Consider the following 22,051-nt stretch of genomic DNA (forward strand, 5'->3'; position numbering starts at 1 on the left):
GGGCCGCCTGTGCGGCCCTTTTTCTTTGTGACTCAATTCATCAGATGAGGTAGTATCTGCGGCAATATTGCCTGAAACCCTTCGGTTTCTGAGTTGAGGAATCACACGTAATGAGCGATATGGCAGAGCGCCTCGCGCTACATGAATTCACGGAAAACGCCTACCTGAACTACTCCATGTACGTCATCATGGACAGGGCGTTGCCGTTTATCGGGGATGGCCTGAAGCCTGTTCAGCGCCGCATCGTCTATGCGATGTCCGAACTGGGGCTGAACGCCACCGCCAAGTTCAAGAAATCCGCCCGTACCGTCGGTGACGTACTGGGTAAATACCATCCGCACGGCGACAGCGCCTGTTATGAAGCGATGGTGCTGATGGCGCAGCCGTTCTCTTACCGCTACCCGCTGGTGGACGGGCAGGGGAACTGGGGTGCGCCGGACGATCCGAAATCCTTCGCGGCGATGCGTTATACCGAATCCCGTCTCTCTAAATATGCCGAAGTGCTGCTGGGCGAGCTGGGGCAGGGAACCGTTGACTGGGTGCCGAACTTCGACGGTACGATGCAGGAGCCGAAGATGCTGCCCGCGCGTCTGCCGAACATTCTGCTGAACGGTACCACCGGTATCGCGGTCGGTATGGCGACGGACATTCCGCCGCACAACCTGCGTGAAGTGGCGAAAGCCGCCATTACCCTGATTGAGCAGCCGAAAGCGACGCTCGACGAGCTGCTGGATATCGTGCAGGGGCCAGATTTCCCGACCGAAGCCGAGATCATCACCTCGCGCGCGGAAATCCGCAAAATCTACCAGAACGGTCGCGGCTCCGTGCGCATGCGCGCGGTGTGGAATAAAGAGGACGGCGCCGTGGTGATCACCGCGCTGCCGCATCAGGTTTCCGGTGCTAAAGTGCTGGAGCAGATCGCCTCCCAGATGCGCAATAAAAAGCTGCCGATGGTGGACGACCTGCGCGACGAATCGGATCACGAGAACCCGACCCGTCTGGTGATCGTGCCGCGCTCCAACCGCGTGGACATGGAGCAGGTGATGAACCACCTGTTTGCCACCACCGATCTGGAAAAAAGCTACCGCATCAACCTGAACATGATTGGTCTCGACGGACGCCCGGCGGTGAAAAACCTGCTGGAGATCCTCACCGAATGGCTGACCTTCCGCCGCGATACGGTCCGTCGTCGTCTGAACCATCGTCTGGAGAAAGTGCTTAAGCGCCTGCATATCCTCGAAGGTTTGCTGGTGGCGTTCCTCAATATCGACGAAGTGATTGAGATCATCCGTACCGAGGACGAGCCGAAGCCGGCGCTGATGTCGCGCTTTGGCATCAGCGAAACCCAGGCCGAAGCGATCCTCGAACTGAAGCTGCGCCATCTCGCCAAACTGGAAGAGATGAAGATCCGCGGCGAGCAGAACGAGCTGGAAAAAGAGCGCGATCAGCTGCAGGCGATCCTCGCGTCCGAGCGCAAGATGAATACCCTGCTGAAGAAAGAGCTGCAGGCCGATGCAGACGCCTTCGGCGACGACCGTCGTTCTCCGCTGCACGAGCGCGAAGAAGCGAAGGCGATGAACGAGCACGACATGCAGCCGTCCGAGCCGGTCACGATTGTTCTGTCGCAGAGCGGCTGGGTGCGCAGCGCCAAAGGCCACGATATCGACGCGCCGGGGCTGAGCTACAAGGCGGGCGACAGCTTCAAAGCGGCGGTGAAAGGCAAGAGCAACCAGCCGGTGGCGTTTATCGACTCCACCGGCCGCAGCTACGCCATCGACCCGATTACGCTGCCTTCCGCGCGCGGGCAGGGCGAGCCGCTCACCGGCAAGCTGACGCTGCCGCCGGGGGCGACGGTTGACCATATGCTGATGGAAGCCGATGACCAGAAGCTGCTGCTGGCGTCCGATGCGGGCTACGGCTTTATCTGTACCTTCAACGATCTGGTCTCCCGTAACCGTGCCGGTAAGGCGCTGATAAGCCTGCCGGACAACGCCCACGTGATGGCGCCGCTGGTGATCGAGAACGAAAGCGACATGCTGCTGGCGATCACCACCGCCGGACGTATGCTGATGTTCCCGGTCAGCGATCTGCCGGAACTGTCGAAAGGCAAGGGCAACAAGATCATCAACATCCCGTCGGTGGAAGCCGCGAAAGGCGAAGATGGCCTGGCACACCTCTTCCTCCTGCCGCCGCAGAGCACGCTGACCATTCACGTCGGCAAGCGTAAGATCAAGCTGCGTCCGGAAGAGCTGCAGAAAGTGGTGGGTGAGCGCGGTCGCCGCGGCTCGCTGATGCGCGGTTTGCAGCGCATCGACCGCGTGGAGATTGACTCTCCTGCACGCAGCACCGCGGGTGACAGCGAAGAGTAATGTCGTGATATCCCCCTCTGCCCGGAGGGGGAGTTTCAATAAAATTTCCCGTAAAATCGTTGTTAATTCGTGCGTTGCGATTAACAATACGCGCTCGTAATAAAGTCCTTACCTGGCCACAGGTGAAGTATAATTGTCAGCTGTTGGGGCTTCAGAGGTCGCTATGCTATATATTGTTCGTCTTATTCTTACCGTTATCTACTGCATTCTGGTCTGTATTTTCGGCTGCATCTATTGCCTGTTCAGTCCGCGTAATCCTAAGCATGTTGCCACCTTCGGCCATATGTTCGGTCGCCTTGCGCCGCTGTTTGGTCTGAAGGTTGAAAAACGTCTGCCTGAAGGGGCGGAGAATTTCGGTAACGCCATCTATATCGCCAACCATCAGAACAATTACGATATGGTGACCGCCGCAAATATCGTTTTGCCACCGACCGTGACGGTGGGGAAAAAAAGCCTGCTGTGGATCCCGTTTTTTGGCCAGCTGTACTGGCTGACCGGTAACCTGCTGATCGACCGTAACAACCGTGCGAAAGCGCACAGCACCATTGCGGAAGTGGTCAATCATTTTAAAAAGCGCAGAATCTCAATCTGGATGTTCCCGGAAGGAACGCGTAGCCGCGGCCGCGGCCTGCTGCCGTTTAAAACCGGTGCGTTTCATGCCGCAATTGCGGCAGGTGTTCCAATTATTCCTGTGTGTGTTTCCAATACTTCGAATAAGATTAATCTTAACCGCCTGAATAACGGGCTGGTGATTGTCGAAATGCTGCCACCCGTCGATACCAGCAAATACGGTAAAGACCAGGTGCGCGAGCTGGCAGCGCACTGCCGTGAGCTGATGGCTCAGCACATTGCGCAGCTCGACAAAGAAGTCGCAGAGAGAGAAGCCGCCGGTAAGATTTAATCCGGCGTTGAAGGGAAAACGAATTCCCGCGTTGTTAGTCGTTTCAGATGGAGCTTATATGTCACTCAGTCGGCGTCAGTTTATTCAGGCTTCCGGGATCGCCCTTTGTGCGGGTGCGATGCCGCTGACAGCCAGCGCCGCCGGGCAGCAACAGCCGCTGCCCATTCCGCCATTAATTGAATCCCGTCGCGGTCAGCCGCTTTTCCTGACGCTGCAGCGTAGCCACTGGTCCTTTACCCAGGGGACGCGCGCGCCGGTCTGGGGCATTAACGGACGTTACCTTGGGCCGACCATACGCGTGTGGAATGGCGATGACGTAAAGCTCATCTACAGTAACCGTACCCCTGAAAATGTCGCCATGACCATCAGCGGCTTACAGGTGCCTGGCCCGTTGATTGGCGGCGCGGCGCGAATGATGTCACCCAGCGCCGACTGGGCGCCCGTTCTGCCGATTCGCCAGAGCGCGGCCACCCTGTGGTATCACGCCAACACGCCTAACCGCACGGCGCAGCAGGTTTATAATGGCCTGGCCGGAATGTGGCTGGTGGAAGATGAGGTCAGCAAATCCCTGCCGATCCCGAACCACTACGGCGTGGATGATTTCCCGGTTATCATCCAGGACAAGCGTCTGGATAATTTCGGTACGCCAGAATACAGCGAGCCGGGCAGCGGTGGCTTTGTCGGCGATACGCTGCTGGTCAACGGCGCGCAAAGCCCGTATGTGGAAGTTTCGCGCGGCTGGGTCCGCCTGCGTCTGCTCAACGCGTCTAACTCGCGCCGCTATCAGCTGCAAATGAGCGATGGCCGTCCGCTGCACGTGATCTCCGGCGACCAGGGCTTTTTACCGGCGCCGGTTTCCGTCAAACAGCTGGCGCTCTCGCCGGGCGAACGTCGTGAAGTTCTCATTGATATGACCAATGGGGATGAAGTGTCTGTCACCTGCGGTGAAGCGGCCAGCATTGTGGACCGCATTCGCGGGTTCTTTGAACCGTCGAGCATTCTTGTCTCTACCCTGGTGCTGACCCTGCGCCCGACCGGTCTGCTGCCGCTGGTGACCGATAGCCTGCCAATGCGTCTGCTGCCGCAGGAGATCATGAGCGGCTCGCCGGTGCGTAGCCGTGATATCAGCCTGGGCGACGACCCGGGCATCAACGGCGCGCTGTGGGACGTCAACCGCATCGACATTACCGCGCAGCAGGGCACCTGGGAGCGCTGGACGGTCCGCTCGGATATGCCTCAGTCGTTCCATATTGAAGGGGTGGCATTCCTGATCCGCAACGTCAACGGTGCGATGCCGTTCCCGGAAGATCGCGGCTGGAAAGATACCGTCTGGGTAGACGGCCAGGTTGAACTGCTTGTCTATTACGGTCAGCCTTCGTGGCCGCACTTCCCGTTCCTGTTCCACAGCCAGACGCTGGAGATGATGGACAGGGGCTCCGTGGGGCAGATGCTGATCAACCCCGCACCTTAACCCCAACATTCCCGGTTCGCCGGGAATGTTTTATGCCCGCCAGAAAAAGCGCGAGAACAGAATCAGCACCGGGTAAATTTCCAGACGCCCCAGGATCATCGCCGCGCACATCAGCAGTTTTGCCCCCTCGGTTAACGTGCCAAACGTCGACGCCGTCTCGCCAAACCCCAGCCCCATGTTGTTGATGCAGGCGGCAACCGTTGCGAATGCGGTAAACAGGTCGTAGCCCATCAGATTGAGCGACCAGACAAAAAAGCCCGTGATCATGACGTAGAGAAAAAAGAAGCTCCATACCGAGCGCAGGACGCGTTCATTCACCACGCTTTTGCCCACCTTAATGCTCAGCAGCGCTCTCGGATGCGCCAGCTGGTTCATCTCCTGAATACTCTGCTTGAACATAATGAGAAAACGCAGGGCTTTGATCCCGCCGCAGGTCGAGCCTACGCAGCCGCCAAAAAAGCTGGCGCTCAACAGCAGGAAGATGGTGTGTGCGGGCCATTGGGCATAGTCGGCTGTCGAAAGGCCGTTATCGGTCATCATCGAACTGGCAAGGAAGAAGGCGTGCACCAGGCTATCCGTTGCGTTGTACATCCCGGCATGCCAGACCTGCCAGGCGGTGATGACAATAATCACCGCGGCGGCGCTCAGAAAGAATTTAACCTCCGGGCTGCGGCGAATCGGTTTCAGGGTGCGTCTGACAATGGCGACGTACCAGAGGGTGAAATTGAACGCGGAAAGCAGTGAAAACGCCCCGGCGACCAGCTCAATCGCGTGGCTGTCATAAAACCCAATGCTCTCGCTGCGGGTGGAGAACCCGCCCAACGACACGGTCGACAGCCCGTGACAGAGGGCGTCAAAAAATGACATTCCCGCCAGCCAGTAGGCCAGGGTGCATGCCACGCCCAGCGCGAAGTAGGTTACCCACAGCGTGCGCGCGGTATCGGCAAGGCGGGGAGTCAGACGCTCCTCTTTGAACGGCCCCGGCATCTCTGACTGATAGAGCTTCATGCCGCCGATGCCCAGCAGCGGCAGGACCGCGACGGCCAGCACGATGACGCCTAACCCGCCAATGAAATTCAGCTGAGCGCGGTAATAAAGGTATGACTTAGGCAGGGCGCTGACGTCCCCGATGACCGTTGCCCCGGTGGTGGTGATCCCGGAAACCCCTTCAAAGAGCGCGTCGGCAAAGGAGAGCTGTAGCCCGTCATCCATCCAGAGCGGCATGGCGCTAATGAATGAAAACAGCAGCCAGAACAGCACGATAATCACAAACCCGTCGCGGGTGCGAAGCTGTATGCCGGCGTGACGTGTTGCCCGCCAGGTTAGCCCTCCGAGAGTAAAAAAGGTTAAAAAGGTGGTCAGGAAGGCAAAGTAGGTCCGCTCTTTATTCAGCAGGGCGATCACCATCGGCGGCAGCATGGAAAGGCTGTACAGCAGAACCAGAAAACCGCAGAGGTGAAGGACAACCCGCAGCTGGGATACATGTAACGAATCGTTGGGCTTCACGACAGAGCTCCGCGCAATAACACGTTCCGGGACAACTCACCGGAAAATATAGTGAATATTATGATTCAAAATTATCTGGGCGCCGTATTTTAACGACTTCCCCGAATATCTGCCTGCTTCATGCATCCTTTTCTTCAAATCTGGCGGATGAACAGCGTATAATCCCGCTCCTTTTGTCTATTTTTTCTTCGGAAGCATTATGAGCGCAATTTCCCTGATCCAGCCGGATCGTGACCTCTTCTCCTGGCCCCAGTACTGGGCGGCCTGCTTTGGACCGGCGCCATTCCTGCCGATGTCCCGTGAAGAGATGGACCAACTGGGCTGGGACAGCTGCGACATCATTCTGGTCACGGGCGATGCCTACGTTGACCATCCGAGCTTCGGCATGGCCATCTGTGGCCGTATGCTTGAGGCGCAGGGCTTCCGCGTGGGGATCATCTCCCAGCCTGACTGGAACAGCAAAGACGACTTTATGCGTCTGGGTAAACCGAACCTGTTCTTCGGCGTCACCGCAGGCAACATGGACTCGATGATCAACCGCTATACTGCCGACCGCAAGCTGCGCCATGACGACGCCTACACGCCGGATAACGTGGCGGGTAAACGCCCCGACCGCGCGACCCTGGTCTATACCCAGCGCTGTAAAGAAGCCTGGAAAGACGTCCCGGTGATCCTGGGCGGCATCGAGGCGAGCCTGCGCCGCACCGCGCACTACGACTACTGGTCAGATACCGTTCGCCGCTCGGTGCTGGTGGATTCCAAAGCCGACATGCTGATTTACGGTAACGGCGAGCGTCCGCTGGTGGAAGTGGCGCACCGTCTGTCGCAGGGTGAGCCGGTGAGCAGCATCCGCGACGTGCGCAATACCGCCATCATGGTAAAAGAGGCGCTGCCGGGCTGGAGCGGGGTGGATTCCCGCATCATTGATATGCCGGGCAAAATCGACCCGATCCCGCACCCGTACGGCGAAGATCTGCCGTGTGCCGATAACAAGCCGGTTGAGCCGAAAAAAGCGGAAGCGAAGGCTATCGTTGTGCAGCCGCCGCGCCCGAAACCGTGGGAAAAGACCTACGTGCTGCTGCCGTCCTACGAGAAGGTGAAAGCCGACAAGGTGCTCTACGCGCACGCGTCCCGTATTCTGCACCATGAAACCAACCCGGGCTGCGCCCGCGCGCTGATGCAGAAGCACGGCGAGCGCTTTATCTGGATCAACCCGCCGGCGATCCCGCTCTCCACCGAAGAGATGGACAGCGTCTTTGCGCTGCCGTACAAGCGCGTGCCGCACCCGGCGTACGGTAACGCCCGTATCCCGGCGTATGAGATGATCCGCTTCTCGATCAACATCATGCGCGGCTGCTTCGGCGGCTGTTCCTTCTGCTCTATTACCGAGCACGAAGGGCGCATTATCCAGAGCCGCTCTGAAGATTCGATCATCAATGAGATCGAAGCGATTCGCGACTCGGTTCCGGGCTTTACCGGCGTGATTTCCGACCTTGGCGGCCCAACCGCGAACATGTACATGCTGCGCTGCAAGTCGCCGCGCGCGGAGCAAACCTGCCGTCGCCTCTCCTGCGTCTATCCGAGCATTTGCGAGCATATGGACACTAACCATGAGCCGACGATCAACCTCTACCGCCGCGCGCGGGACCTGAAGGGCATCAAGAAGATCCTGATCGCGTCCGGGGTACGTTACGACATCGCCGTGGAAGATCCGCGCTACATCAAAGAGCTGGCGACGCACCACGTCGGCGGCTATCTGAAGATTGCGCCGGAGCACACCGAGGAAGGCCCGCTGTCGAAAATGATGAAGCCGGGCATGGGCAGCTACGATCGATTTAAAGAGCTGTTCGATACCTATTCAAAGCAGGCGGGTAAAGAGCAGTATCTGATCCCATACTTCATCTCCGCCCACCCGGGCACGCGCGATGAGGACATGGTGAACCTGGCGCTGTGGCTGAAGCAGCGTCGCTTCCGCCTGGATCAGGTGCAGAACTTCTATCCGTCACCGCTCGCTAACTCGACGACCATGTATTACACCGGCAAGAACCCGCTGAGTAAGATTGGTTATAAGAGTGAAGAGGTGGTGGTGCCGAAAGGGGATAAACAGCGCCGTCTGCATAAAGCGCTGCTGCGCTACCACGATCCGAAAAACTGGCCGCTGATCCGTCAGGCGCTGGAAGAGATGGGTAAAAAACACCTGATCGGCTCGCGCCGCGACTGCCTGGTACCGGCCCCGACGCTCGATGAGATGCGCGAAGCGCGTCGCCAGAACCGCAATACGCGCCCGGCGCTGACCAAGCACACGCCGATTGTGCATCAGCGTTCGAACGGTAATTCGAGTGTGAAGAAGCCCGTGAAGCGCAAAGCGTAAATAAAAAACCCCGGCGAGCCGGGGTTTTTATGTCGACACGTAGGCCGGGTAAGGCGAAGCCGCCACCCGGCTTTTTTACGCGATTACCCGCCAAACTGGTCTGGGTCCGGGCCTAAACGTTTACCCTTATCCAGCTTCGCAATCTCACCCAGCTCGTCTTTGTCCAGACGGTAATCCCAGACGTCGAAGTTCTCGGCGATGCGCGATGGCGTGACCGATTTCGGGATGACCACCAGGCCGTTGTCCAGATGCCAGCGAATGACGATTTGCGCCGGGGTTTTACCGTATTTATCCGCCAGCTCACGGATAATCTTTTGATCAAACACCCCTTCGCCGCCCTGCGCCAGCGGGCTCCAGGACTCGGTCTGGATTTTATGCGTAGCGTTCCAGGCGTGTAGCTGGCGCTGCTGCATCAGCGGGTGCAGCTCGATCTGGTTAATCACTGGCGCAACGCCAGTCTCGTCAATCAGCCGCTGCAGGTGATGAACCTGGAAGTTACAGACGCCGATGCTTTTCACCAGCCCCTCTTTCTGCAGGTCAATCATCCCTTTCCAGGCATCAACGTAGTGATCGATAGCCGGAACCGGCCAGTGCATCAGCCAGAGATCGACGAAATCGAGCTGGAGTTTCTCCAGGCTCTCCTCCAGCGCTTCGCGGGGACGTTTTTGATCGTCGTTCCACAGTTTCGTGGTGATGAATAACTCATCGCGGGGGACGCCAGCGCTGGCCAGTGCCTTACCCACGCCGTCCTCGTTTTTATATGCGGCGGCGGTATCAATGGACCGATAGCCGACTTCCAGGGCTTTATGAATGGCGGAGACGACCTCGTCGTTACCGGCTTTCCATACACCTAGCCCCAGCTGGGGCATCACGTTGCCGTCCTGCAGCTTGATTACGGTTTGGTTTGCCATTTTTCCTCCTTCAGGTGCGCATCGCCGGAGGGTTCCTCCGGCGATGGGTTGTGCATTAAGTCTGGACGAAATGTCAAAAAACGAAAGTCGGGAGGGCAAAAACGCTTAGCGTGCCGCTTCGTAGATGCGACGGCTCACGTCGAGCGTAATATCGCCGTGCTCGCCCAGGTGGGTCATGCCGTGCTCTTCGAGTTTCGCCAGCAGGGCAGGGATGGAGCTGCCGTCCAGGCCGTAGCCGGACAGACGCGTTGGCACGCCCAGACCTTCAAAGAAGCTGCGGGTCGCTTCGATGGCGGCATCAATACGCGCATCGTCAGAACCCTCGGTGATGTTCCACACGCGCTCGGCATACTGCAGCAGTTTGGCACGCTTGGTATCCCGTTTTTCGTTCCACAGGGCAGGCAGCACAACGGCTAGCGTCTGAGCGTGATCCAGACCGTGCATCGCCGTCAGCTCGTGGCCCAGCATATGGGTTGCCCAGTCCTGCGGCACGCCAGCCCCGATCAGGCCGTTCAGCGCCTGCGTTGCCGCCCACATGACGTTGGCACGCACGTCGTAGTTTTCCGGCTCTTTCAGCGCTTTCGGACCTTCTTCGACGAGCGTCAGCAGAATGCCTTCCGCGAAGCGATCCTGAATTTTGGCATCTACCGGATACGTTACGTACTGCTCAACGGTATGAACAAAGGCATCGACCACGCCGTTCGCCACCTGACGCGCAGGCAGGGTGTAGGTATAAACCGGATCCAGGATCGCGAACACAGGCTGAACGTGTTCGTTCATAAAGGCCTGTTTGTCGCCGGTCGTTTTACGGGAGATCACCGCGCCCTTGTTGGATTCAGAGCCCGTCGCTGGCAGGGTCAGCACGGAGCCCATCGGGATGGCGCTTTTAATGTCGCTGCCGCGGGTTTCCAGAATGTGCCACGGATCGATGCCGTCAGCGTAGTGCGCTGCCGCCGCGATGAATTTGGTGCCGTCCAGCACGGAGCCGCCGCCGACGGCCAGCAGGAAGGTGATATTTTCTTCGCGGGCAATTTTCACCGCGTCCATTAGCGTTTCGTAAGACGGATTTGGCTCGATGCCGCCGAACTCACGCACGTCCAGACCGTCCAGGGCGCTGTAAACCTGATCCAGCACGCCGGTTTTTTTCACGCTGCCGCCACCGTAGGTGATCAGTACGCGGGCGTCAGCGGGGATCTGCGCGCGCAGATCGGCGATAGCATCTTTACCAAACAGAATGCGGGTTGGGGTGTGAAGATTAAAGTTGTTCATTGCTCGTTCCCTTTAGTGGGTGAAAAACCGTGGTGGCGCAGAGGGCGACCTGATGCTGCACATTGTGGCCGTCCGGGGCTATCCTCTCAATGCACATTTCTGCCGATGTCTTGCCCATTTCTACAGAGCGCTGGAGAAAGCGCGGAAAAGCACGCACACTGTCAACGTCGGAAACCGTACCCGGAGTAACGTAATATGAACCGTGAAGCGATCTGCCATCAGCTCACTGCGCAGATTAAAAGACTGATAGATAAAGAAAATGGCGTCAGCGATCTGCTTCCTGACATTCGCCTGCTCTACGGCACGCAGCCCGGGACGCGCACGCCGGTCATGTACCAGCCGGGCATCGTTTTTCTCTTCTCGGGCCATAAAATTGGCTATATCAACGAGCGCGTGTTCCGCTACGACACCAATGAATATCTGCTCCTGACGGTACCTTTACCCTTCGAATGTGAAACCTTCGCGACAGAGGCCGTTCCGCTGGCCGGTATTCGCGTCAACGTCGATATTCTTCAGCTGCAGGAGCTGCTGATGGATATTGGCGAAGACGAATTCTTCCAGCCGTCTATGGCGTCGAGCGGGATTAACTCGGCGACGCTGTCGGAAGAGATCCTCTGCGCCATTGAACGTCTGCTGGACGTGATGGAAAGGCCGCTGGACGCGCGTATTCTGGGCAAACAGATCGTCCGCGAAATTCTCTACCACGTGCTGCTAGGCCCGGGCGGCGGGGCGTTACTGGCTCTGGTGAGCCGACAGACCCACTTCAGCCTGATAAGCCGCGTGCTCAAGCGTATCGAAAGCCAGTACACGGAAAACCTCAGCGTCGACCAGCTGGCGGCGGAAGCGAACATGAGCGTCTCGGCGTTTCACCATAACTTCAAGTCGGTAACCAGCACCTCGCCGCTGCAGTACCTTAAAACCTACCGGCTGCATAAGGCGCGGATGCTGATGATCCACGACGGCATGAAGGCCAGCGCGGCGGCGATGCGGGTGGGTTACGAAAGTGCGTCGCAGTTCAGTCGGGAGTTTAAGCGCTATTTCGGCGTCACGCCGGGAGAGGATGCATCACGCATCCGAACCATGCAGGGAGCTTAAGCTTTTCCCCTCTCCCCTATGGGGAGAGGGTCAGGGTGAGGGGATCAGGCGCTGCAGTACTTCTTCTTAATCACTACCGCGATGGTTCCCACCAGTCCTGCCACCAGCAGGAACATCGGCAGCACCATCAGGAAAGTCATCACCTGATCTTCATGGTGTTTCACAAAGGGGATCATATTCAGCGCGTAGCCGAGCGTGGTGACCACACCCACCCACAGCAGAGCGCTCAGCCAGTTGAAGAACTGGAAGCGGCGGTTTGACAGACCGGAAATGCCCGCCATCGTAGGCAGAAGCGTGCGAACAAACGCGAGGAAACGCCCCGCCAGCAGTGCCAGCAGGCCGTGGCGATCGAACATGCAGGTCGCACGCTGATGATATTTATGCGGTAACTGCGCCAGCCAGCCTTTCACGACGCGGGTATTCCCGAGCCAGCGGCCCTGCAGATAGCTCAGCCAGCAGCCCAGGCTTGCTGCGGAAGTGAGAATAACCATCGTTGGCGTGAAGTCCATGACGCCTTTTCCGATTAACGCCCCGGCAAGTAAAAGCAGGCTGTCACCGGGTAAAAAAGAGGCTGGCAGTAATCCATTTTCCAGAAACAGAGTTGCGAACATCACGAGGTAAACGATACCGACGACGTGAGGATCCGCCAGCGCGGCAAAGTCGTGTTGCCAGAGCGCCGCGATAATATCTTGAATAACAGCCATGGACTTTCCTGTGGAACAGCAGATATAGCGCTATTGTACTCCCTTATTCGCCCGTCGGGTTTGATCCCGGGCGCAACTCAAGCAGACTTTTCTGCTTGCGGTGTCCACAAAAGCGTCCAGGGAGTACATTTTCAGCCAGCACTTTACACGATACGCTCGAACCCTGCTGCTAAATCGGCAATCAGATCGTCAACGTTTTCTAAACCGATATGCAGTCGAATCAGGGTGCCGCTGAAGTCCACTTCACCGCCGGGGCGCAGAGCCGCAACCTGTTCCGGCTGGTTAGGCAGGATCAGAGATTCAAAACCGCCCCAGGAGTAGGCCATGCTGAAGAGGGTAAAATTATCCAGATAGCTCGCCAGCTCGTCGTTATTTAGCCGCTTTTTCAGCACGAACGAGAACAGACCGCTGCTGCCCGTAAAGTCACGCTGCCAGAATTCGTGGCCTTTACTGCCCGGTAACGCGGGATGATTCACGCGCTCAACCAGCGGATGCTGCGCCAGCCATTCGGCCACCTTCAGGCTGCTTTCATGGTGCTGACGCAGGCGAACGCCCAGCGTGCGGAGTCCGCGGCTGGTCATGTAGGCCGTATCTGCATCCACCATCTGGCCCATCAGGTAGGCATTTTCACGCAGCTGATCCCAGCAGCGCGCGTTGGAAACCGCGGTGCCAATCATGCCGTCAGAGTGGCCTATCAGGTATTTCGTCGCCGCCTGAATCGAGATATCAATGTCGAACTCCAGGGCTTTGAACAGCACGCCCGCCGCCCAGGTGTTATCGATCATCACGATCGCCTCTGGCGCTTTGCTGCGCACGGCCTTCACGATAGCCGGCACGTCATGAACTTCCATGGTGAGCGATCCCGGAGATTCCAGGAACACAATGCGCGTGTTTGGCTGAATAAGTTCGGCAATGCCTTCACCAATCAGCGGGTCGAACCAGCCGGTCGTTACGCCGAGCTTGCTGAGGATTTTGGTGCAGAAGTCCTGGCTGGGCTCGTAGGCGGTGTTGGTCATCAGGATATGGTCGCCCTGTTCCACAAACGCCAGAATGGTGTTGGCGACCGCCGCCGCCCCGCACGGGAACAGCGCGCAGCCCGCGCCGCCTTCCAGCTCGCACATCGCTTCCTGAAGAGAGAAATGGGTTAGCGTGCCGCGACGGCCATAAAACAGCCCGCCTTTCGCGCGATTGCGCGTGGCGATTTTTTTCTCCTCTACGGTATCAAACACCAGCGAGGAGGCTCGTTGAATCACGCTGTTGACCGATCCCTGCGTATATTTTTTGCTGCGTCCTGCCTGTACCAGCGTGGTATCAAGATGCTTCTTTGTCATGTTCGCTAACCCTGTTTTTATACGTCTGGACGTCCAGACTACCACGATTGGAAAAAACTGCACCCCGGGGCTTATCGAATAAGCAGAAAATATTAGCAAAAATTTGCATAAGAAATTTTTACTGCGTAAGCGCAAGGAAAGTGAACGAAAATTACGGCACCATGCAAATACTAATGAGAACTACTATCAATTCGACGACGTTTTGATATTATTACGCTCAGATTTTGTGATTTGCGTCCTGGAGATACAGAGTGGGTAATAATTTGATGCAGACGGATCTCTCCGTTTGGGGCATGTATCAGCATGCTGACATCGTGGTTAAGATTGTGATGATCGGCCTGATTCTGGCGTCCGTTGTCACCTGGGCTATCTTCTTCAGCAAAAGCGCCGAGCTGCTTTCACAGAAGCGTCGCCTTAAGCGGGAACAGCAGCAGCTGGCCGAAGCCCGCTCTCTGGATCAGGCTGCAGACATGACCTCATCCTTCCACGCGAAAAGCCTGACCACCCTGTTAGTGAACGAAGCGCAGAACGAGCTGGAACTCTCCGCTGGCAGTGAAGATAACGAAGGGATCAAAGAACGTACCGGTTTCCGCCTGGAGCGTCGCGTTGCGGCCGTTGGCCGACACATGGGACGCGGCAATGGTTATCTGGCGACCATCGGCGCGATCTCACCGTTCATCGGTCTTTTCGGTACGGTCTGGGGCATCATGAACAGCTTTATCGGTATCGCGCAGACCCAAACCACCAACCTGGCGGTCGTTGCGCCGGGTATCGCAGAAGCGCTGCTGGCGACGGCAATCGGTCTGGTTGCCGCTATTCCGGCGGTGGTCATCTACAACATCTTCGCGCGCATGATTGGCAGCTACAAAGCCACGCTGGGTGACGTTGCCGCGCAGGTTCTGCTGCTGCAAAGTCGCGATCTCGACCTGAACGCCAGCTCGGTTAAGCCGGTGCACGCGGCGTCTAAACTGCGCGCAGGTTAAGAGTATGGCGATGCGTCTAAACGAAAATCTGGACGATAACGGCGAAATGCATGAAATCAACGTGACGCCGTTTATCGACGTCATGCTGGTTCTGCTGATTATCTTCATGGTGGCCGCGCCGCTGGCGACGGTGGATGTGAAGGTGAATCTGCCCGCCTCTTCCAGCCAGCCCCAGCCGCGCCCGGAGAAGCCTATCTACCTGTCGGTGAAAGCGGATAAATCTATGTTCCTCGGGAACGACCCGGTGACGGCCGACTCGGTCATCCCGGCGCTGGAGCAGCTTACGGGCAGTAAGAAAGACACCACGGTCTTCTTCCGCGCGGATAAAACCGTTGATTATGAAACCATGATGAAGGTAATGGACACGCTGCATCAGGCGGGTTACCTGAAGATTGGACTGGTCGGCGAAGAGAAAGCGGCCTCGAAGTGATAAAGAAGCTGGCGAAAGCCGGCTTTTTTTATGCCTGTCGGTTTATGCGTTTTTATTATCCGTCGGTGCGGTAGAAGGGGTTGCCAGCGCGTCCTCATCAAGCGCCACGCAGGTGACGTTTGAGGTACGGTACTCACCGTCGGACAGCTTGCGCGTCAGACGCAGGGTGGCGATTTCTCTGGCAAGCAGATACTGATAATTGGCCTCAAGACGTCCCAGAAGCTTCTCTTTCAGCTCGGGACGCTGCTCTATGATGGCGTTCATCACGGCACCGTAAATCTCTTCTTTGACCTGTAGCGGATAAATTTCACGGCGATTCTGCCACTTCAGACGAACCAGCGTCGCCGGGATCGATACCAGGTCTTGCGTAATACGCGTCATCTCGTCATTTTTTGTGTTTCTTAGCGCGTCGAGATTTTGCTTTAAGATAAATTCATCACTTTTTTTATCATCTAAAGTCAAATAAACGTCGTTGTTTTTAACTTCTTTCACGTTAATCTTCCCCCAGGCTATAAAAGATTGGGTTGTTTTTTTCGCGCGTAATTAAATTAAGCCAAATTTCATTGCCCGCTTCATTAATTTCTTCGGTTTTCTCGGCCATTATTTGACTTAGTTTCTGGGCATCTATTTCACCCTCGGCCTGCAGGTCATTCAGCAGGTGGACAAAGGCTTCAATTTTTATGGCGCGAAATAAGCGGTCTTTTATATGGCGATCGTGCTCTTCCAGCAACATATTTCGGGATTTGCCAGTTCGGGAAACACCAATTAATATATCGGGCTCGAAATCAGAGAGCTTTCTTTTCCCCTGAGTGAAACTGGCCTCTTTTTCTGCTTCCGTCGGTTGCTGTTCCACAGGCGTAATGTGGTACTTAGCCGGGACGAGATAGTCGGGCAGCATTTTTAATTTCCTTTATTTTCAACAGGGTGGGGTTGGTAAAGGCGTGAGATTCGTTGACAATATCATGAGGCAAATTTAAAATCAAAAAAAATGGAGCCTACCCATGAACAGCATCTTTTTTACGGTCATCACATTACTATTACTGACCGCTGGTGTGCTTTTATTGATGCAGGAGTTCAATAAAACGAAAGTGTCGAAAGACACCAGTGAACCCCCGCAACCTGAACTGATGACAAAAGAGGAAGGGGAAGACCATTTCTCTGTATTGATGAACTCCGTTACGCCTGTCTGGTACTGGCGTGTGAACCACGAATATATCGACTTTTTACATGCGACAATTAAGCGCATGAAAATGTCGGAAATTAATGACACGCCTGGACTGTTTGAGGCACAGCGTCGCTGTAGCGATCTGAATTCAGCAGTCTATAAATATTATGACAATATTAAAAAGCGCTGTCTTAACGGCGAGAAGGTCTCTTATTCCGATCTGGACGTATTAAATTTGCGTCAGTGTTTTCGCGAGTTCAGCCTGGAAGCCTATCCTGAACTGGTGGCGCTTGTCTGGCCGGAGTACGCACGTCCCGAGGTTAACCCAGACAACGTCTGAGTGACGTACCGTTGAGTTATTGCAAACAGCCAGCGCCGTTGAGATATACTGGGCGCTGGTTTCTTTTGCAAACAGGACTTTATGGAACGCTTTTTTGAAAATGCCATGTACGCCTCCCGCTGGATACTGGCCCCCGTCTATTTTGGCCTCTCGCTGGCACTTATCGCACTGACGATTAAGTTCTTTCAGGAAATCTGGCATGTTCTGCCGAACATTTTTTCTATTGCCGAAGCGGATTTGATTCTGGTTCTGCTGTCGCTGGTGGATATGACCCTGGTGGGCGGGCTGCTGGTGATGGTGATGTTCTCCGGCTACGAGAATTTTGTCTCCCAGCTCGATATCGACGAGCGTAAAGAGAAGCTCAGCTGGCTGGGCAAAATGGATGCTTCGTCGCTGAAGAATAAAGTGGCCGCGTCGATTGTGGCGATCTCCTCTATCCACCTGTTGCGCGTGTTTATGGACGCGAAGAACGTGCCGGATAACAAACTGATGTGGTACGTCATCATCCACCTGACGTTTGTGCTGTCTGCGTTTGTGATGGGGTATCTGGATAAGATCAGTAAGAAATAAAGTACACCTTACCCCTCACCCTAACCCTCTCCCCAAAGGGGCGAGGGGACCGCTCGGTGCGGCCTTTCTCCCTCTCCCTGTGGGAGAGGGCCGGGGTGAGGGCATCAGACCGCACTATTTATCCGACGACGCCTGCCACAGATTCAAAGCGCTTTCCCACTCTGCACTTATCACATCATAAATTGCATCACTAAGCGCGGGCCTAATGATTAACGGCAGCTGTGTGACCAGTGAAGCCACGCTAATTAAAAATGATCACAAAACGTTATAATTTCCCTCTTTCCTGCCGATAACGAGAGTAGTACTCGCCTCTGGGCGAACTCACCCTCACGGCAAGGAAGACTTATGAATATGCTCCGTAATTTCACGATCCGTTTCGTCATGCTGACGATTCTCGGGATCTTTTGTTTAATGTGGGCGGGCGTTGGGTTGTACAGCACCTGGTCCCTTTCTCGCGTATCGGATGGCAATGAAGTCGATCGCCAGCTGGTTAAACAGATGACGGTACTCAGCCAGGGTAACGATCAATATTTCCGCTTTGTGACCCGTCTGAGCCGCGCAATGGAAGTCAAAGCCGCAGGCGGCACGCCGGATCTGTCCTCCGCCCAACAGGCGCTGGATAACATGGGCAAGAAACTGGCCGAGATGAAAGCGATCTCCCCAGGCCCGATGGACGAGCAGGTCTCTTCACGGGTGATCGGCTCCTGGCAGGCGCTGCTTGAACAGGGCGTCACGCCGCAAATGCAGCAGGCGAAGCAGGGGGCTCTGGAGGGGTATCGCCAGCAGGCCAACAACGTCACGCCACCGCTGAGCCGCGCGTTCGGTGCGGCCGCTGAGGCGTTCAACAATGCCGCCGCGAAGTCGCTCGACAGCACCCGCGTGGTGGTGGACGGCCTGACAAGCATGACCCGCACGGTGATTATCGTCGCCACGATTATCGGCCTGCTGATCCTGCTCTTCACCGACCGTTATCTGGTGGCGATGCTGGTCAAACCGCTGGCTCGCATTCGCCAGCAGTTCCGCCAGATTGCCCAGGGCGATCTCAGCCAGCCCATTGAGCCGTTCGGCCGCAACTGCGTGGGGCAGCTGGTGCCGCTGCTGAGCGCGATGCAGGACAGCCTGCGCGAAGCGGTCAGTACGATTCGCTCCGGCAGTGAAAATATCTGGCGCGGCGCGACAGAAATCTCCAGCGGTAACAACGATCTCTCTTCCCGTACCGAAGAGCAGGCGGCTGCGCTGGAAGAGACGGCAGCGAGCATGGAACAGCTAACCGCCACGGTGAAACTGAACGCGGAAAGCGCGCGTCAGGCCAGCCAGCTGGCCGATGTCGCCTCAACTACCGCCAGCCGCGGCGGCTCGCTGGTGGAAGAGGTGGTGACCACAATGAGCGGTATTTCGGAAAGCTCGAAGAAAATTGCTGAAATCACCAACGTGATCAACAGCATTGCCTTCCAGACCAATATTCTGGCACTCAATGCGGCGGTTGAAGCGGCGCGTGCCGGCGAACAGGGGCGTGGTTTCGCCGTGGTGGCAGGTGAAGTTCGTAACCTGGCAAGCCGCAGCGCCAACGCGGCTAAAGAGATTGAGGGGCTGATTACCGATTCCGTTTCCCGCGTAGAGCAGGGGGCGCAGCTGGTGAGCGACACCGGCACCACCATGGATGCGATTTTGCGCGACGTGACGGAAGTGACGACCATCATGAAGCAAATCGCTTCCGCCTCTGAGGAGCAAAGCAAGGGTATTTCGCAGGTCGGGATTGCCATTACCCAGATGGATGGCGTGACCCAGCAAAACGCCTCGCTGGTTGAAGAGGTTTCTGCGGCAGCGGCGGCGCTGGAGCGCCAGACCGAAGAGCTTCAGCGCTCGGTGCAGAAGTTCCGCCTGACGGCATAACGCAACGTACAAGGCCGCCTTGTGCGGCCTTATATTATTAACGCCTTCCCCATTCAGCCCCTTCTGAAACTGCTATTCTTTTGCTAACCCCCTGACGTTCTGGGCTCTCTTCTCCGAGGTGTTGCTATGAACAGATCGTTATCTGTCATTCCTGTCCTTTCTTGCATTCTTCTGATGCTGTTCTCGGTTTCTGCCAGTGCGACCCAGCAGGCGCAGGAGCGGCGCGTGGCGCGTGATGTCAGGCAGGAAACCCGCGACGCGTCGCGGCAGGTGAAGCAGACCTGCGTGGCGAACAATAACCAGAGTAATCACGACTGCCGTCAGGACAAGCGTCAGATGAAACAGTCCGGAAGACAAAAAGCGCGGGACATTAAGTATTAATGCAACAGATGAGGCGGCATGCAGGCATGTCTCTTACCGCCTTTTCCAATGGCGTTTCAGCATGACGATCGTCATTGATGCTTCGCCCGGCCAGAACTTAGGGCGTATTTTGACGTGCGTCTCACGCTGGTGCGTTTAACCCTGCAGCTGCAATTCTGGAAATCGGATATCCCGTTGCGGATGCCACTTCCGCAATACGCTTAAATGAAGGGTTACCGTTTGGTGAAAGTGATTTATAGAGTGATTCGCGAGAAATGCCTGCACGTTTAGCAATGACGGTCATCCCGCCAGAGGCTTCAATCACATGTCGTAAAGCCAGCATGAACGCCTCATAGCCTCCGGGCTCGTCAATTTCAATGAAAGCCTGATGAAGATATACGGGCGCGAAATCCGGAGAATCTTTCAGGAGCTGTACCATTGCGTCATCATGAAGTACTGATTTAGCCATTCCGATTTCCTCTTATATTCTGCGCTTGTAGTCGTTGAGATACTCAACGGCCCTGTCAATATCTGCATTTTGCTTTTTTTTCGTTCCAGTCAATAGCACCAGACTTACTGCGCCATCTGCCGGATCGAAGACTTCGCTGAAATAGACGCGGTAACCCGGCCCCTGGTCAATCCTGAGTTCTGAAACGCTCTCTCTGCATGGCTTGCAATCACCATAGTTACCCGTAGACATTCTGGCGACACGTGTAGCAATCATGGCTTTAGCTATGGGATCTTTCACACTTCTCAGATATGCATCAAAAGGGTCGTACCCGTCTGCTGTGATGTAGTGTTTGACCTTAGCCATTATTGTAGCCTGTAGTTTACGATAAGCAAATGCATTGTAATCTTCAGGCTACGACAGGCAACTGTTCACAGGGTTGTTGCAGTGGGGAAGATGTGATTTCTGAAAGCGGATCGCAAAAATGTGAGATCTTGTGCGGAGGGATTACTGCATAACAACGAGGCCGGGCTCGCAGAGCGCTGCCCGGCTGTATTTATCAGTGCGTCGCTTCACCAATCAGCGCGCCCGTGCCCGCACCAACGGCTGCACCTTTCAGCACGCTCTTGCCGGTAACCGCCGCGGCACCTGCGCCTACGGCAGCTCCAACCGCGCCGCCCTTACGCGCGGCTTTACCTTTGCCGCCGTTTTTGAACATGGCACCGGTGCCTGCGCCCACGACGGCGCCGCCAACGGTCGATTTCAGATCTTTGCCCGTGGCCGCACCAATGGCCGCGCCTGCTACCGCGCCAGCGGCGGTTTTGTCGATAGCCATTCCCGAGGTGGAAAAAATGAGGGCGCTGATAACCAGCGTTGTTTTAATAAGTTTTATAACAGATCCTTTGTGACTGCTGTCGGTTGAGACGTCATTTCTCAATCTCTGACGCGAGAAAAACGCACAGATAGTGCCAGCAATACCGGCTCAACCTTTAAGCTAATCATGCCCTGGGCTGGGATCTCAGTTGCCGGGCGGGGACCCGCCCGGCGGAACATTACGCCTGACGCTTATCTTCCGTATTGGTATTGAAGTCGCTCGCCGCGTGGCGTTCGTGGAGCTGCTCGTTCAGCTCGCCGCTGGTGCGGTTAACGATACGGCCGCGCTTAACGGCATGGCGATTCGCCACGTCTTTCGCCCAGCGCTGCACGTTTGTGTACTTCTCTGCATCGAGGAACTCGGCGGCGTTATAGACGCTGCCAAGCGCCACGCAGCCGAACCACGGCCAGATGGCGATATCCGCGATGGTGTACTCTTCACCCGCCACGTAGCGACCGCGCGCCAGCTGTTTATCCAGCACGTCGAACAGGCGCTTGGCTTCCATGGTGAAGCGGTCAATCGCGTATTCAATTTTTACCGGCGCGTAGTTGTAGAAGTGGCCAAAGCCGCCGCCGAGGAACGGCGCTGCGCCCTGCAGCCAGAACAGCCAGTTCAGGGTCTCGGTGCGTCCAGCCGGATCTTTCGGCAGGAAGTGACCGAATTTCTCTGCCAGATAGAGCAGGATAATGCCGGATTCAAAGACGCGCGTTGGCGGGTTCGTGGAGTGGTCACGCAGCGCCGGTATTTTCGAGTTCGGGTTCACCTCAACAAACCCGCTGGAGAACTGATCGCCCTCGCCGATGCGGATCAACCATGCGTCGTACTCCGCGCCCGTCACGCCCAGCGCCAGCAGCTCTTCGAGCATGATCGTCACTTTCTGACCGTTCGGTGTTCCGAGAGAGTAAAGCTGCAGCGGGTGGGAGCCCACGGGCAGATCTTTCTCATGGGTCGCGCCGGAAATCGGGCGGTTGATGTTGGCGAACGCGCCGCCGCCGTTCTTTTTCCATTCCCACACTTTTGGTGGCTGATACGTGTTGTCTGACATGTTGGCCTGCCTTTT

22 protein-coding genes are annotated in these 22,051 nt (G+C 56.4%); 11 read left to right on the plus strand and 11 right to left on the minus strand.

Annotated features, from left to right (window positions below; translation table 11 throughout):
• Positions 1 to 110 precede the first annotated feature (110 nt).
• The 3 genes from parC (at position 111) to ftsP (ending at position 4,741) form a co-directional block, all read left to right on the plus strand.
• Entirely contained in the window at positions 111 to 2,369 is a 2,259-nt protein-coding gene (parC, locus tag UR289_RS09200; protein WP_320709819.1) for a DNA topoisomerase IV subunit A, read from the plus strand.
• A gap of 163 nt (positions 2,370 to 2,532) precedes the next feature.
• Positions 2,533 to 3,270, plus strand: coding sequence for a 1-acylglycerol-3-phosphate O-acyltransferase (gene plsC, locus UR289_RS09205; RefSeq protein WP_023333413.1), 738 nt, complete (start codon positions 2,533 to 2,535; stop codon positions 3,268 to 3,270).
• 58 nt (positions 3,271 to 3,328) lie between these two features.
• Positions 3,329 to 4,741: a cell division protein FtsP gene (gene ftsP / locus UR289_RS09210; RefSeq protein ID WP_033146650.1), complete on the plus strand. Its 1,413-nt coding sequence runs from the start codon at positions 3,329 to 3,331 to the stop codon at positions 4,739 to 4,741.
• A 30-nt stretch (positions 4,742 to 4,771) separates the two neighbouring features.
• Here ftsP and UR289_RS09215 read toward each other — a convergent pair whose 3' ends face one another.
• Complete coding sequence (locus tag UR289_RS09215; RefSeq protein ID WP_033146649.1) at positions 4,772 to 6,247, minus strand: TrkH family potassium uptake protein; 1,476 nt, start codon at positions 6,245 to 6,247, stop codon at positions 4,772 to 4,774.
• Between the two features lie 199 nt (positions 6,248 to 6,446).
• On the opposite strand from UR289_RS09215, the gene UR289_RS09220 reads away from it, so the two are divergent.
• On the plus strand, positions 6,447 to 8,618 hold the full coding sequence (locus UR289_RS09220; RefSeq protein ID WP_045356051.1) for a YgiQ family radical SAM protein: 2,172 nt from the start codon (positions 6,447 to 6,449) through the stop codon (positions 8,616 to 8,618).
• An 83-nt stretch (positions 8,619 to 8,701) separates the two neighbouring features.
• Here UR289_RS09220 and dkgA read toward each other — a convergent pair whose 3' ends face one another.
• Both dkgA and yqhD read right to left on the minus strand, forming a co-directional pair.
• Positions 8,702 to 9,529 (minus strand): 2,5-didehydrogluconate reductase DkgA, encoded by an 828-nt coding sequence (gene dkgA / locus UR289_RS09225; protein ID WP_320709822.1) that lies wholly within the window; start codon positions 9,527 to 9,529, stop codon positions 8,702 to 8,704.
• 105 nt (positions 9,530 to 9,634) lie between these two features.
• Positions 9,635 to 10,798 carry an alcohol dehydrogenase gene (gene yqhD / locus UR289_RS09230; RefSeq protein WP_320709824.1) on the minus strand — a complete coding sequence of 388 codons (1,164 nt, stop codon included), beginning with the start codon at positions 10,796 to 10,798 and terminating at the stop codon, positions 9,635 to 9,637.
• 195 nt (positions 10,799 to 10,993) lie between these two features.
• On the opposite strand from yqhD, the gene UR289_RS09235 reads away from it, so the two are divergent.
• Entirely contained in the window at positions 10,994 to 11,893 is a 900-nt protein-coding gene (locus UR289_RS09235; RefSeq protein WP_033146645.1) for an AraC family transcriptional regulator, read from the plus strand.
• Positions 11,894 to 11,937: 44 nt separating this feature from the next.
• Here UR289_RS09235 and yghB read toward each other — a convergent pair whose 3' ends face one another.
• Together yghB and metC are read right to left on the minus strand one after the other, a co-directional pair.
• On the minus strand, positions 11,938 to 12,597 hold the full coding sequence (gene yghB, locus UR289_RS09240) for a DedA family general envelope maintenance protein YghB (RefSeq protein ID WP_023309176.1): 660 nt from the start codon (positions 12,595 to 12,597) through the stop codon (positions 11,938 to 11,940).
• 143 nt (positions 12,598 to 12,740) lie between these two features.
• Positions 12,741 to 13,928 carry a cystathionine beta-lyase gene (gene metC, locus UR289_RS09245; protein ID WP_039262935.1) on the minus strand — a complete coding sequence of 396 codons (1,188 nt, stop codon included), beginning with the start codon at positions 13,926 to 13,928 and terminating at the stop codon, positions 12,741 to 12,743.
• A 251-nt stretch (positions 13,929 to 14,179) separates the two neighbouring features.
• Here metC and exbB point away from each other — a divergent pair, with 251 nt between their 5' ends.
• The gene (gene exbB, locus UR289_RS09250; protein ID WP_023309174.1) at positions 14,180 to 14,911 is read left to right on the plus strand and encodes a tol-pal system-associated acyl-CoA thioesterase; all 732 of its coding nucleotides are present in this window, start codon (positions 14,180 to 14,182) and stop codon (positions 14,909 to 14,911) included.
• Positions 14,912 to 14,915: 4 nt separating this feature from the next.
• On the plus strand, positions 14,916 to 15,341 hold the full coding sequence (exbD, locus tag UR289_RS09255) for a TonB system transport protein ExbD (RefSeq protein WP_320709828.1): 426 nt from the start codon (positions 14,916 to 14,918) through the stop codon (positions 15,339 to 15,341).
• A 42-nt stretch (positions 15,342 to 15,383) separates the two neighbouring features.
• Here the strand turns inward: exbD and UR289_RS09260 are convergent, their stop codons facing one another.
• Together UR289_RS09260 and UR289_RS09265 are read right to left on the minus strand one after the other, a co-directional pair.
• Positions 15,384 to 15,833 (minus strand): hypothetical protein, encoded by a 450-nt coding sequence (locus UR289_RS09260; RefSeq protein ID WP_032659963.1) that lies wholly within the window; start codon positions 15,831 to 15,833, stop codon positions 15,384 to 15,386.
• A gap of 1 nt (position 15,834) precedes the next feature.
• Complete coding sequence (locus tag UR289_RS09265; protein ID WP_023309171.1) at positions 15,835 to 16,239, minus strand: hypothetical protein; 405 nt, start codon at positions 16,237 to 16,239, stop codon at positions 15,835 to 15,837.
• A 103-nt stretch (positions 16,240 to 16,342) separates the two neighbouring features.
• Here UR289_RS09265 and UR289_RS09270 point away from each other — a divergent pair, with 103 nt between their 5' ends.
• The 4 genes from UR289_RS09270 to UR289_RS09285 all read left to right on the plus strand — a co-directional run bounded on the left by UR289_RS09270 (position 16,343) and on the right by UR289_RS09285 (position 19,690).
• On the plus strand, positions 16,343 to 16,846 hold the full coding sequence (locus UR289_RS09270; protein ID WP_023309170.1) for an ESA_00282 family adhesion-associated protein: 504 nt from the start codon (positions 16,343 to 16,345) through the stop codon (positions 16,844 to 16,846).
• Between the two features lie 81 nt (positions 16,847 to 16,927).
• Entirely contained in the window at positions 16,928 to 17,416 is a 489-nt protein-coding gene (locus UR289_RS09275; protein ID WP_023309169.1) for a TIGR00645 family protein, read from the plus strand.
• A gap of 345 nt (positions 17,417 to 17,761) precedes the next feature.
• On the plus strand, positions 17,762 to 19,309 hold the full coding sequence (locus UR289_RS09280) for a methyl-accepting chemotaxis protein (RefSeq protein WP_045888191.1): 1,548 nt from the start codon (positions 17,762 to 17,764) through the stop codon (positions 19,307 to 19,309).
• Positions 19,310 to 19,435: 126 nt separating this feature from the next.
• Positions 19,436 to 19,690, plus strand: a complete 255-nt coding sequence (locus tag UR289_RS09285) for a hypothetical protein (RefSeq protein ID WP_023309166.1) — start codon at positions 19,436 to 19,438, stop codon at positions 19,688 to 19,690.
• Between the two features lie 121 nt (positions 19,691 to 19,811).
• On the opposite strand, the gene UR289_RS09290 is transcribed toward UR289_RS09285, so the two are convergent.
• The 4 genes from UR289_RS09290 to yghU all read right to left on the minus strand — a co-directional run bounded on the left by UR289_RS09290 (position 19,812) and on the right by yghU (position 22,036).
• A complete protein-coding gene (locus UR289_RS09290) occupies positions 19,812 to 20,138 on the minus strand; it encodes a DNA-binding protein (protein ID WP_032640599.1) in 327 nt (108 codons plus the stop codon).
• A 12-nt stretch (positions 20,139 to 20,150) separates the two neighbouring features.
• On the minus strand, positions 20,151 to 20,483 hold the full coding sequence (locus tag UR289_RS09295) for a type II toxin-antitoxin system RelE/ParE family toxin (protein WP_033146641.1): 333 nt from the start codon (positions 20,481 to 20,483) through the stop codon (positions 20,151 to 20,153).
• Between the two features lie 193 nt (positions 20,484 to 20,676).
• Complete coding sequence (locus UR289_RS09300; protein ID WP_029740720.1) at positions 20,677 to 21,009, minus strand: hypothetical protein; 333 nt, start codon at positions 21,007 to 21,009, stop codon at positions 20,677 to 20,679.
• 160 nt (positions 21,010 to 21,169) lie between these two features.
• Entirely contained in the window at positions 21,170 to 22,036 is an 867-nt protein-coding gene (gene yghU, locus UR289_RS09305; protein ID WP_320709834.1) for a glutathione-dependent disulfide-bond oxidoreductase, read from the minus strand.
• Positions 22,037 to 22,051 lie beyond the last annotated feature (15 nt).

This window comes from Enterobacter sp. 302C9, from assembly GCF_034106085.1.
Lineage (GTDB): Bacteria > Pseudomonadota > Gammaproteobacteria > Enterobacterales > Enterobacteriaceae > Enterobacter > Enterobacter asburiae_B.

What these genes read in the sequence shown, in the direction of transcription:
- plsC (WP_023333413.1), top strand. Translation starts at nt 2,533, where the DNA reads ATGCTATATATTGTTCGTCTTATTCTTACCGTTATCTACTGCATTCTG.
- UR289_RS09270 (WP_023309170.1), top strand. Translation starts at nt 16,343, where the DNA reads ATGAACAGCATCTTTTTTACGGTCATCACATTACTATTACTGACCGCT.
- yqhD (WP_320709824.1), bottom strand. Translation starts at nt 10,798, where the DNA reads ATGAACAACTTTAATCTTCACACCCCAACCCGCATTCTGTTTGGTAAA.
- UR289_RS09275 (WP_023309169.1), top strand. Translation starts at nt 16,928, where the DNA reads ATGGAACGCTTTTTTGAAAATGCCATGTACGCCTCCCGCTGGATACTG.
- yghB (WP_023309176.1), bottom strand. Translation starts at nt 12,597, where the DNA reads ATGGCTGTTATTCAAGATATTATCGCGGCGCTCTGGCAACACGACTTT.
- dkgA (WP_320709822.1), bottom strand. Translation starts at nt 9,529, where the DNA reads ATGGCAAACCAAACCGTAATCAAGCTGCAGGACGGCAACGTGATGCCC.
- UR289_RS09235 (WP_033146645.1), top strand. Translation starts at nt 10,994, where the DNA reads ATGAACCGTGAAGCGATCTGCCATCAGCTCACTGCGCAGATTAAAAGA.
- UR289_RS09295 (WP_033146641.1), bottom strand. Translation starts at nt 20,483, where the DNA reads ATGGCTAAGGTCAAACACTACATCACAGCAGACGGGTACGACCCTTTT.
- exbD (WP_320709828.1), top strand. Translation starts at nt 14,916, where the DNA reads ATGGCGATGCGTCTAAACGAAAATCTGGACGATAACGGCGAAATGCAT.
- metC (WP_039262935.1), bottom strand. Translation starts at nt 13,928, where the DNA reads ATGACAAAGAAGCATCTTGATACCACGCTGGTACAGGCAGGACGCAGC.
- UR289_RS09220 (WP_045356051.1), top strand. Translation starts at nt 6,447, where the DNA reads ATGAGCGCAATTTCCCTGATCCAGCCGGATCGTGACCTCTTCTCCTGG.
- UR289_RS09265 (WP_023309171.1), bottom strand. Translation starts at nt 16,239, where the DNA reads ATGCTGCCCGACTATCTCGTCCCGGCTAAGTACCACATTACGCCTGTG.
- parC (WP_320709819.1), top strand. Translation starts at nt 111, where the DNA reads ATGAGCGATATGGCAGAGCGCCTCGCGCTACATGAATTCACGGAAAAC.
- UR289_RS09280 (WP_045888191.1), top strand. Translation starts at nt 17,762, where the DNA reads ATGAATATGCTCCGTAATTTCACGATCCGTTTCGTCATGCTGACGATT.
- UR289_RS09290 (WP_032640599.1), bottom strand. Translation starts at nt 20,138, where the DNA reads ATGGCTAAATCAGTACTTCATGATGACGCAATGGTACAGCTCCTGAAA.
- yghU (WP_320709834.1), bottom strand. Translation starts at nt 22,036, where the DNA reads ATGTCAGACAACACGTATCAGCCACCAAAAGTGTGGGAATGGAAAAAG.
- UR289_RS09285 (WP_023309166.1), top strand. Translation starts at nt 19,436, where the DNA reads ATGAACAGATCGTTATCTGTCATTCCTGTCCTTTCTTGCATTCTTCTG.
- ftsP (WP_033146650.1), top strand. Translation starts at nt 3,329, where the DNA reads ATGTCACTCAGTCGGCGTCAGTTTATTCAGGCTTCCGGGATCGCCCTT.